General features: G+C 69.8%; 9 protein-coding genes. 5 read left to right on the top strand and 4 right to left on the bottom strand.

The genetic code is table 11. The annotated features are described in order from the left end of the window. Positions 1 to 41: 41 nt before the first annotated feature. On the bottom strand, positions 42 to 650 hold the full coding sequence (locus tag BM417_RS30890; protein WP_177320688.1) for a TetR/AcrR family transcriptional regulator: 609 nt from the start codon (positions 648 to 650) through the stop codon (positions 42 to 44). Positions 651 to 655: 5 nt separating this feature from the next. Next, positions 656 to 1,918 (bottom strand): MFS transporter, encoded by a 1,263-nt coding sequence (locus BM417_RS30885; RefSeq protein ID WP_093601823.1) that lies wholly within the window; start codon positions 1,916 to 1,918, stop codon positions 656 to 658. A gap of 62 nt (positions 1,919 to 1,980) precedes the next feature. Between BM417_RS30885 and BM417_RS30880 the strand changes: the two genes are divergently transcribed. Next, on the top strand, positions 1,981 to 2,763 hold the full coding sequence (locus BM417_RS30880) for an SDR family oxidoreductase (protein WP_093601821.1): 783 nt from the start codon (positions 1,981 to 1,983) through the stop codon (positions 2,761 to 2,763). On the opposite strand, the gene BM417_RS30875 is transcribed toward BM417_RS30880, so the two are convergent. Both BM417_RS30875 and BM417_RS30870 read right to left on the bottom strand, forming a co-directional pair. Continuing rightward, complete coding sequence (locus BM417_RS30875) at positions 2,758 to 3,912, bottom strand: NAD(P)/FAD-dependent oxidoreductase (protein ID WP_093601819.1); 1,155 nt, start codon at positions 3,910 to 3,912, stop codon at positions 2,758 to 2,760. The two genes, BM417_RS30880 and BM417_RS30875, sit on opposite strands and share 6 nt — an antisense overlap. Continuing rightward, positions 3,909 to 4,226, bottom strand: coding sequence for a bifunctional 3-phenylpropionate/cinnamic acid dioxygenase ferredoxin subunit (locus BM417_RS30870; RefSeq protein WP_093601817.1), 318 nt, complete (start codon positions 4,224 to 4,226; stop codon positions 3,909 to 3,911). Before BM417_RS30870 ends, BM417_RS30875 begins: the two co-directional genes overlap by 4 nt. Before the next feature lie 199 nt (positions 4,227 to 4,425). On the opposite strand from BM417_RS30870, the gene BM417_RS30865 reads away from it, so the two are divergent. The 4 genes from BM417_RS30865 (at position 4,426) to BM417_RS30850 (ending at position 10,043) form a co-directional block, all read left to right on the top strand. Continuing rightward, positions 4,426 to 5,208, top strand: coding sequence for an IclR family transcriptional regulator (locus BM417_RS30865; RefSeq protein ID WP_093601815.1), 783 nt, complete (start codon positions 4,426 to 4,428; stop codon positions 5,206 to 5,208). Between the two features lie 178 nt (positions 5,209 to 5,386). Then, positions 5,387 to 6,472 (top strand): S-(hydroxymethyl)mycothiol dehydrogenase, encoded by a 1,086-nt coding sequence (locus tag BM417_RS30860; protein WP_093601813.1) that lies wholly within the window; start codon positions 5,387 to 5,389, stop codon positions 6,470 to 6,472. After that, complete coding sequence (locus BM417_RS30855) at positions 6,469 to 8,916, top strand: GcvT family protein (RefSeq protein WP_218164612.1); 2,448 nt, start codon at positions 6,469 to 6,471, stop codon at positions 8,914 to 8,916. The genes BM417_RS30860 and BM417_RS30855 overlap by 4 nt, the downstream gene beginning before the upstream one ends. After that, positions 8,913 to 10,043, top strand: a complete 1,131-nt coding sequence (locus BM417_RS30850; protein ID WP_093601811.1) for an aromatic ring-hydroxylating oxygenase subunit alpha — start codon at positions 8,913 to 8,915, stop codon at positions 10,041 to 10,043. Before BM417_RS30855 ends, BM417_RS30850 begins: the two co-directional genes overlap by 4 nt. Positions 10,044 to 10,084: the final 41 nt, after the last annotated feature.

Here is a 10,084-nt window from a genome sequence, read left to right as displayed (position 1 = left end):
AACCGTTCTAGTTTTAACCTGACCCTGGACCGGCTGCGGCGCTAACGCCAGACGTCGGCGAGGTTCCGGTCGAACATCGTCGCGATCGACACCAGTGCCGCGTCGAGGTCGACGTTCTCCGGATCGACGAGTGCCTGGAGGTGGATGCCCAGGAGCGCGCCGTTCAGCGTCACGGCGGCGGTGCGTTCCTGCTCGGCGGCCTTCTCCGGATCGGCCGTGGCCGGGCGCCGGAGGCGCAGCAGGACCTCGATGCCCTCGCGTCGCCGGGCGAAGAACTCCCGGTACTGCTCGTGCACGACACCGCGGTCGCTCAGGGCCTCGACCAGGATCATGAACACCAGCGCGGAGTTGCCGCTCCTGAGCAGTTCGGCCGTCTCGGCGAACACCTCGGTCAGCGACGGCACGGACTCGTAGCGCTCGGCCGGCCAGATCCGCCCGACCACCCGCTCCACCACGGCCATCACGAGGCCGTCCTTGTTCTTGAAGTGCCACGGGATCGAGCCGCGGCTGATGCCCGAGCGCTTCGCGATGTCCACAAAGGACGTGCGGTCGAACCCGCGCTCGGCGAAGAGCTCCTCGGCGGCGTCCAGGATGCGGCGACGGCTCTCGTCGCCGATCTCGTCGATCCGGCGCTGCCCAGGGGAGTTCACGGCGATCATCGTACGACCCGGGCGAGGTCGTGCGGCACGTGCCGAGCGGTCCCGATCAGCACCAGGCCCGCGATGATCGAGGCCGCCGGCGCCACCACGGCGACCGCGGTCTGCACGCCCCACAACCTCTCCGCCACCCCGGTGAGTGCCGCGCCGCCGAGGCCTCCGACCACCGCCGTGAAGACGCCGACCAGCGCGAACGCCGTCGCCCGGAACTCCTTCGGCGTCACCGAGGCCACGACCAGGCTCAGCGGCACGATGCCGGCGAACGTCATCGCCTGGGTGACGACTCCGATCACCACGTAGGTCGTCACGTCCGGCGCGTACGCCTGCGCCGCGAACCCGATGCCCAGCACGGAAAGCGCGCCGGCCGCGAGGTGAAGGCACGCCGGGGGACTGCGCCGGAACAGCCGGTCGCTCGAGATCCCGCCGAGTGCCGCGCCGAGCAGTCCGCCCACCGCACAGACCGCCGTGATCACGCCGCGAGCCGCGGCGCCCTGCCCGAGTTGCTCTTCGAGAATCACGTTGAGGTAGATCGGAACCGTCGTCACGGAGATGCCGAACGCGCCGAGCGCGACCATCACCCCTACGAACGTGGGGATTTTTCTGAGGTCCTTCACCGCCCCGCGCGGCGTGGCGGTGGAGTGCTCGCGGACCGGCTCGGGCAGGCGCAGCGCGACCAGGCCGAGCAGCAGCGCGGGCACGGCGAGGAAGCCGAACGCCCAGCGCCACGGCTCGTGCTCCTCGGGGATGAACGCCGCGAAAGCCGCCGCCAGCAGGGGACCGGTGACGATGCCGAGGGGTTGCCCGCCGCGGTGCAGCCCGAGCACCCGCCCTCGCCCGGCCGGCGGGTAGGCGTCGACCAGCAGCGACGACTGGATCGGGCCCTCGTTGGCCTTGCCGACGCCCGCGACCACGCGGACCGCGACGGCCTGCCACAGGTTCTGGACCGTCCCCAGTACTCCGGCGGCCGTGGCCCAGACGAGGGTGGCTACGCCCGCGATCGTGGTGCGGCGGTGCCGGTCGCCCAGCAGGCCGAGCGGGAGCGCGGCGAGAGCGACCATCACGCCGGCCAGTGCCCCGAGGACGCCGACGGCCGCCGTGCTGATGCCGAGCGACTCGCGGATCTCGGGCGCGAAGACCACGAACATCACGTTGTCGACGCTGTCCAGCACCTGGAGGCCGACCAGCACGCCGATGGTGGCGCGGCCGCCCGCGGCGAGGACCTTTCGGAGCGATGTCGGCGCCGATTGCTGACTGAGAGGCATGCTGAGCAGGCTACTGTGTTGGTCGACATAGTGTCATCAGGTCAACATAGAGGGGTGTTCCCATGCGGGACTGGAAGGGCTCGGTCGCCTTCGTGACCGGCGGCGGCAGGGGGATCGGCCTGGGCATCGCGAGGGCGCTCGCGCACCGGGGTGTGAGCCTCGCGCTGGCCGACGTCGACGAGGAGTCGTTGGCCAGCGCCGAGGAAGGGCTGTCCCAGGTGACGGCCGTGCGGACGTATCGGCTGGACGTACGCGACCGCCAGGTGTTCGAGAAGGCCGCCGGCCAGGCCGAACGAGCGCTCGGGCCCGTGGACCTGCTGTTCAACAACGCCGGCATCGCGCCGTACGCCCCCGCCGCCGAGCTGACCTACGAGAAGTGGGACCTGGCCCTCGGCGTGAACCTGACCGGCGTGGTCAACGGGATCCAGACGTTCCTGCCGCGCATGATCGAGCGCCGGGCGGGCTACGTCGTGAACACCGCGTCGGGCGCCGGGCTCGTGTCCGACGGGAACGTGCTGTACGCGACGGCCAAGTTCGCGGTCGTCGGTCTGTCGGAGTCGCTGCGCCACGACGTGGCCGAGCACGGCATCGACGTGAGCGTGCTGTGCCCGGGACCGGTCGACACGGGCATCATCGCGAACACGAGGACGGCGAGCGCGGGCGTCGCGGTGCGGGACGACCTCGTGCCCGGCGTCGAGGCGTTCCTCCGGAGCGGGCCGAGCATCGACGCCGTGGGCGAGATGGTGCTGGCGGGCATGGAGAAGCGTTCGCCGTGGATCTTCACCGGCTACGACGTGCGGCCGCACCTGGAGAAGCGGACGGCCGCCATCCTGGACTGCCTATGACACCGGCGCGGTGAGCTGACGGCGCAGACGGCCGAACAGCTTGGCGTTGTTCATGGCGAGCAGTCCGACGGGCCGGCCGGCGCGGCGGAACTCGGCGACGAACCTGCGGTCGTCCGGCGACCCGTCGATCACGGCCACCTCGTCCGCGCCGCCGGTCTCGCCCGCGAGCTGAAGGCGGACACCGTACTGGTCGGACCAGACGTAACCGGACGGCCGGAACGTCTCCACGGTCGCGCCCGCGAGAAGGTTGCGAACGGCCACGACCGGCTGTTCCGACGCGTTAGTCCAGTGCTCGTGCCGGACGTGACTTCCCGCAGCGGTGCGATAACGGGCCACATCGCCTACGGCAACCACGGACGCGATGGACGTGACGCAGCCGGTGTCGCACAGCACGCCGTTGTCCACGGCGAGGCCGGAGCCAGCGAGCCAGCCGGTCGCGGGCTCCATGCCGATCCCGGCCACCACGACGTCGGTGGGCAGGTGCGTGCCGTCGCGCAGCACGACACCGGTCACCCTGGAACCGTTGTGCGCGAACGAAGCCACGCCGACGCCCAGGCGCAGGTCGACGCCGTGGTCGGCGTGCAGGTCGGCGCAGAGCGAGCCGAGCACGGGCCCGAGCGCGCGTTCCATCGGCACCGGCGCGGCCTCGACGACGGTCACCTCGTGGCCGAGCGCGCGGCACGTGGACGCGACCTCGGCGCCGATCCATCCCGCGCCGACGACCACGACGCGGGCACCCGGCAGCAGATCGGCTTGCAGGGCAACGGCATCGTCGAGAGTGCGCAGGGTGTGGACGCCGGCCAGGTCCGAGGTGCCGGGAAGCGTGCGGGGACGGCCGCCGGTCGCGATCACCACGCCGTCCGCGCGCAGGATCTCGCCGGTGGACAGGTACAGCGAACCGGTCGAGGGATCGATCTGGTCAGCGCGGACGCCGAGCCGCCATTCGGCGCCGAAGTCGTCGTCGGAGAGCGCGAGTTCCTCGGCCGGCATCGTGCCTCGAAGGAACGCCTTGGAGAGCGGTGGACGGTCGTAGGGCGCGTGCGGTTCCTCGCCGATGACCACGATCCGTCCGTCGAAGCCCTGCTTGCGCAGTTCCTCAACGGAGCGCAGCCCGGCCAGCGACGCACCGGCCACCGCGACCGTTCTCACGCCACGGCCTCGCGGCTGCCCGTGTCCACGTAGATCACGCCGTCCTGCACGACAACCGGGTACGTGCGCACCGCCCTCTTGGCCGGCAGGCACGTCGGGACACCGGTGCGCAGGTCGAAGCTCGCGGCGTGCAGCGGGCACTCGACGAAGCAGCCCTCCAGCCAGCCCTCCGACAGCGACGCGTCCTGGTGGCTGCAGGTGTCGTCGATCGCGTAGAACTCGCCGTCCGCGTTGAAGACGGCGATCGCCGGGTCGCCGTCGATCCGCACGGATTCGCCGATCGGAAGATCGGCCACGGCGCAAGCGGTGATCATCTCGAACCCCTCCGTTGCGTATTACGGAACGCGATGTGCGATACGCAACAGCAGAATGAGGCAGAACACGGGACGCGTCAAGGTGTGTTTGGGGGACGCGTCCTGGCTCGAACGCCAACGCAGGCGCCCCGGCGCCTCCTCCGGGGGCAACGCCCTGCCTGTGCTGGTTACTCGTTCACAACACAGTTACGGTTGCGTAATGAGCAACAACGGGGAGGCGCGCGACACGGCGCTGGTGCAATCGGTCGATCGGGCGGTGGCGGTGCTGGAGCTGCTGGCCCGCAACGGGGAAGCGGGGATCACCGAGATCGCCGCCGAGCTCGGCGTGCACAAGTCCTCCGCGTCCAGACTCGTTTACACGCTTCAGGCCCGTGACCTCGTGGAGCAGGACGGCGAACGCGGTCCGTTCCGGATCGGCCTCGGCATGCTCCGGTTCGCCGGCGCGGTGACCGGGCAGCTCGACTACGTCCGGGTGGGCGGCCCGGTCTGCACGGCGCTCGCGGACCGGCTGGGCGAGACCGTCAACATCGCGATCCTGGACAGCGGCGTCGCGCTGAACGTGAGCCAGGCGCGGGGGAGTTCCGCGGTGGCTGCGCAGAACTGGGTCGGTCAGCGGACGCCGTTGCACGCCACGTCGAGCGGCAAGGTCCTGCTCGCCGCCGCGTCGGCCGACGATCAGGACCGCCTGCTGTCGGGCGACCTGGAGCCCTGCGCCCCGCGCACGATCACCGATCCCGTGAAGCTGCGGTGCGTGCTGCAACGCACGGCCGAGGACGGGTTCGCGACCTGCATGGAGGAGCTGGAGGCCGGTCTGCACGCGGTGGCGGTGCCGGTGTTCGGCTCGCACGGCGACGTCGTGGCGGCGATCAGCGCCGCCGGTCCGGCCTACCGGCTCTCGCAGAAACGCATGCCGGAGATCGTCGAGGAGCTGCGCGTGGCGTCGCGCGACCTTTCTGTCCGAATGGGGCATTCCGTGCTGTGAAAGGCGTTCACGGACAGCGAGCCCTCGGTCACGGCCGGGGGCTCGCTGCCGTTCGGGATGCCTCCGTCCGTGCGACAGGGTCTTGACAACGGCTCCGGCGGACCGCACCGTGATGCCGCTAGTTGCATAATGCGGACTGCGTTGCGTATTACGGAACTCGCCGACGGGAGCGAACGAAGTGGCACATGCGGTGAAGGGTGTCGTGGCGGCGGGGCGCGGAGCGAAGGTCTCGGTCGAGACGATCCTCGTGCCCGATCCCGGTCCGGGTGAGGCGCTGGTGAAGGTGCAGGCGTGCGGGGTGTGTCACACCGACCTGCACTACCGGGAGGGCGGGATCAACGACGAGTTCCCGTTCCTGCTCGGGCACGAGGCCGCGGGGATCGTGGAAGCGGTCGGCGAGGGCGTGACCGATCTGGCGCCGGGCGACTTCGTGATCCTGAACTGGCGCGCGGTGTGCGGTTCGTGCCGCTCGTGCCTGCGCGGCCGGCCCCAGTACTGCTTCAACACCCACAACGCCACCCAGCCCATGACGCTGGCCGACGGAACGCCGCTGTCGCCCGCGCTGGGCATCGGCGCGTTCGCCGAGAAGACACTCGTCCACAGTGGACAATGCACGAAGGTGAACCCCAAGGCACCGGCGGAGGTCGCGGGCCTGCTCGGCTGCGGCGTGATGGCGGGCATCGGCGCCGCGATCAACACCGGTGGCGTCACGCGCGGCGACAGCGTGGCCGTGCTCGGGTGCGGCGGCGTCGGTGACGCGGCGATCGCGGGAGCGCGGCTGGCGGGGGCGCGCACGATCATCGCCGTCGACCTCGACGACACGAAACTGCGGTGGGCCGAGCGGTTCGGTGCCACGCACACGATCAACGCCCGCGAGCAGGACGTCGTGGAGGCGATCCGCGAGCTCACCGAGGGCAACGGCGCCGACGTCGTGATCGACGCGGTCGGCCGGCCCGAGACCTTCCAGCAGGCGTTCTACGCCCGTGACCACGCCGGCCTCGCCGTGCTCGTCGGTGTGCCGACCCCGGACATGAAGCTCGAACTGCCGTTGATCGACGTGTTCTCGCGCGGCGGCGCGGTGAAGTCGTCCTGGTACGGCGACTGCCTGCCCAGCCGCGACTTCCCGATGCTGATCGACCTGTACCTCCAAGGCAGGCTCGACCTCGGCGCGTTCGTCTCGGAGACGATCGGGCTGGGCGACGTCGAGAAGGCGTTCGAGGACATGCACCACGGCCGCGTGCTTCGTTCGGTGGTGGTCCTGTGAGCCAGCCGAGAGTCGTGCTGATCGGCGCGGGCATCGTCGGATGCGCGCTCGCCGACGAACTGACCGCGCGCGGGTGGACCGACATCACCGTGCTCGAACAGGGACCGCTGTTCGCCACGGGCGGGTCGAGCTCGCACGCGCCGGGCCTGGTCTTCCAGACGACCGGCTGCAAGACCATGACCTCGTTCGCCCAGTACACCGTCGAGAAGTACACGGCGCTGACGATGGACGACAAGTGGTGCTTCCAGCAGCTCGGCGGGCTGGAGGTCGCCACCACCCCGGAACGCTGGACGGACATCAAGCGCCGCCACGGCTGGGCGACGTCGTGGGGCGTCGAGAGCTACCTGCGTGATCCGGAGGAGTGCGCGCGGCTGCACCCGTTGCTCGACCCGGCCCGGATCCTCGGTGGCTTCCACATCCCGAGCGACGGCATCGCGAAGCCGCTCAGGGCCGCCGAGGCGCAGGCGCGCAGGGCGATGGAGCGGGGCGCGAAGTTCCTGGCGCACCACAAGGTCACCGGCGTCGAACGCAACGGCCGCCGGGTGAAGGCCGTCGTCACCGAGCACGACACGTTCGCCGCGGACATCGTCGTGTCCTGCGTCGGTATGTGGGGCCCGCGGATCGGGCGGATGGTCGACCTCGACATCCCGCTGGTCCCGATGGCCCACCAGTACGCGAAGACAGCTCCGTTGGCGGTGTTGAAGGGCGTCAACACCGAGCTGTCCGAGATGTCGAAGCCGTTGCTGCGTCACCAGGACGCCGACCTGTACTTCCGCGAGCACGTCGACCGCATCGGCATCGGCGCGTACGGGCACCGGCCGATGCCGATCTCGGCCGACGACATCCTCGACTACGACGTGGCGCCGACCATGCCGTCCGAGATCGCGTTCACCCCGGAGGACTTCGAGACCTCCTGGGCCGCCGCCGTCGACCTGCTGCCGGCCCTCGGCGACTCGAAGGTCGAGGAGGGCGTCAACGGACTGTTCTCCTTCACACCGGACGGCAACCCGCTGCTCGGCGAACACCCCGGACTGCAGGGCTTCTGGGTCGCCGAGGCCGTGTGGATCACGCACTCCGCCGGTGTCGCGAAGGCGATGGCCGAGTGGCTGGTGGACGGTCAGCCGAACATCGACCTGCACGGCTGCGACCTCAACCGGTTCGAGGACGTCCAGCGCTCGCCCGGCTACGTGCACGAACGCAGCTGCCGGGCGTTCGTCGAGGTCTACGACATCCTGCACCCGTTGCAGCCCGCCGAACGCCCGCGACCGTTGCGCACCAGCCCGTTCTACGAACGGCAGAAGGAGCTCGGCGCGGTGTTCCTGGAGGCGTCGGGCTGGGAGCGGCCGCACTGGTACGAGGCCAACGCTGGGCTGCCCGAGGTCGCGGAGATCCCGGAACGCAACGAGTGGGCGTCCCGGTTCTGGTCGCCGATCGCCGGCGCCGAGGCCCTCGTCGCCCGCAAGCGGGTCGCGATGTTCGACATGACCGCGTTGAAACGACTGGAGGTCAGCGGCCCGGAGGCGTTGACGTTCCTGCAGACCATGACCACCAACCAGCTCGACCGCAAGCCGGGCGCGGTGGTGTACACGTTGCTGCTCAACGAGGACGGGGGAGTGCGCAGCGACCTGACGATCGCCCGGCTCGGCCAGAACCGGTTCCAGGTCGGCGCGAACGGCCCGCTCGACCTCGACTGGCTGCGCCGGCGCCTGCCGCCCAACGGCGGTGTGCACATCTCGGACATCACGCCGGGTACCTGCTGCATCGGGCTGTGGGGACCTCTTGCACGCAAGCTCTTGCAACCGTTGACCCGCACGGACTTCTCACACGAGGCCATGGGGTACTTCAAGGCGCAGGAGGCTTTCATCGGCGAGGTGCCGGTCACCGCGATGCGCCTGTCGTACGTCGGTGAACTGGGCTGGGAGCTCTACACCACGGCCGACATGGGACGCCGGTTGTGGGACACGCTCTGGGAGGCCGGTCAGCAGCACGGTGTCATCGCCGCCGGCCGCAGCGCGTTCACCAGCATGAGGCTGGAGAAGGGCTACCGCTCGTGGGGCGCCGACGTGACCACCGAGCACGACCCGTACGAGGCGGGGCTGGGTTTCGCCGTCCGCATGAACAAGGGCTACTTCCACGGCCGCAGGGCGTTGGAGGGCCGTTCCGAGGAGACCGCGGCCCGCAAGCTCACCTGCTTGATCATCGACGACGACTACCAGGTCGTGATGGGCTCCGAGCCGGTGTTCGCGGGCGGGGTGGCGGTCGGGTACGTGACCAGCGCGGCCCGCGGCTACTCGATCGGCAAGAACATCGCCTACGCCTGGCTTCCCGCCGAGGTCGCGGTGGAGGGAACCCCGGTCGAGATCGAGTACTTCGGCGAACGAGTCCAGGCCGTCGTGTCGTCCGAACCGCTGTTCGACCCCGAGATGAAGCGGATCCGCTCATGACCCAGACCGAACTGCCGTCCAGCCTCATCCCCACCCTGCCCGGCAGCACCTACACCGATCCGGCGATCTTCGAGCTGGAGCAGGAGAACATCTTCGAGCGGATGTGGTTCTGCGCGGTCCGCAGCGCCGACCTCCCGGACGCCGGCAACTTCCGCACCGTCCAAATCGGACGCGAGAGCGTGCTCGTGACCCGCTCGCGCGACGGTTCGTTGCGTGCGTTCCTCAACATCTGCCGGCACCGCGGCGCCAAGCTGTGCGTCGAGGAGACCGGCACGGTCAAGCGGAACTTCCAGTGCCCGTACCACGCCTGGACCTACGGCCTGGACGGCAAGCTGGTCGCCGCGCCGAACCTCACGTCGATGCCGGACGTCGACCGCGTCGAGTACGGCCTGAAGCCCGTCCATCTCCGCGAATGGCTCGGCTACGCGTGGCTGTCGCTGGCCGACGAGCCGGCGTCGTTCGAACAGACCGTGCAGCAGGACGTCCGCGAGCGCCTGGGCAACCTCGACGCGATCGGCAACTACCAGGTCAGCGAACTGGACCTGGGTCGCCGGATCACCTACGACGTCAAGGCGAACTGGAAGCTCATCATCGAGAACTTCATGGAGTGCTACCACTGCGCCACCATCCACCCCGAGCTCACGGAGGTCCTGCCGGAGTTCGCGGACGGCTACGCGGCGCAGTACTACGTCGGGCACGGCGCGGTGTTCGGCGAGGAGATCAAGGGCTTCACGATCGACGGCAGCGAAGGCTTCGAGAACCTGTCCGGAGTGGACGCCGAGCAGGACCGCCGGTACTACGCGATCACCGTGCGGCCGCAGGTGTTCATCAACCTCGTGCCGGACCACGTGATCATCCACCGCATGTTCCCGATGGCCGCCGACCGCACGATCGTCGAGTGCGACTGGCTCTACGCCAAGGACGTCGTCGCCACCGGAAAGGACGTGTCGCGGTCCGTCGAGCTGTTCCACCGCGTCAACGAGCAGGACTTCGAGGCCTGCGAACGGTGTCAGCCCGCGATGTCGTCGCGGGCCTACCGGGACGGCGGGGTGCTGGTTCCGTCCGAGCACCACATCGGGGAGTTCCACCGCTGGGTGCAGGAGGTCACCTCGCCGAAACGGTGGTAGAAGGGACCCATGGGGGCGAACGAACTGCTGCGCGTTCTCGC

It is taken from the genome of Lentzea waywayandensis, from assembly GCF_900115955.1.
GTDB lineage: Bacteria > Actinomycetota > Actinomycetes > Mycobacteriales > Pseudonocardiaceae > Lentzea > Lentzea waywayandensis.
Note: the sequence above shows the minus strand (reverse complement) of the source record. Positions and strands in the feature narration are given on the sequence as shown.

Coding starts and splice junctions, on each gene's coding strand:
- BM417_RS30850 (WP_093601811.1), top strand. CDS start 8,913: ATGACCCAGACCGAACTGCCGTCCAGCCTCATCCCCACCCTGCCCGGC.
- BM417_RS30865 (WP_093601815.1), top strand. CDS start 4,426: ATGAGCAACAACGGGGAGGCGCGCGACACGGCGCTGGTGCAATCGGTC.
- BM417_RS30870 (WP_093601817.1), bottom strand. CDS start 4,226: ATGATCACCGCTTGCGCCGTGGCCGATCTTCCGATCGGCGAATCCGTG.
- BM417_RS30885 (WP_093601823.1), bottom strand. CDS start 1,918: ATGCCTCTCAGTCAGCAATCGGCGCCGACATCGCTCCGAAAGGTCCTC.
- BM417_RS30880 (WP_093601821.1), top strand. CDS start 1,981: ATGCGGGACTGGAAGGGCTCGGTCGCCTTCGTGACCGGCGGCGGCAGG.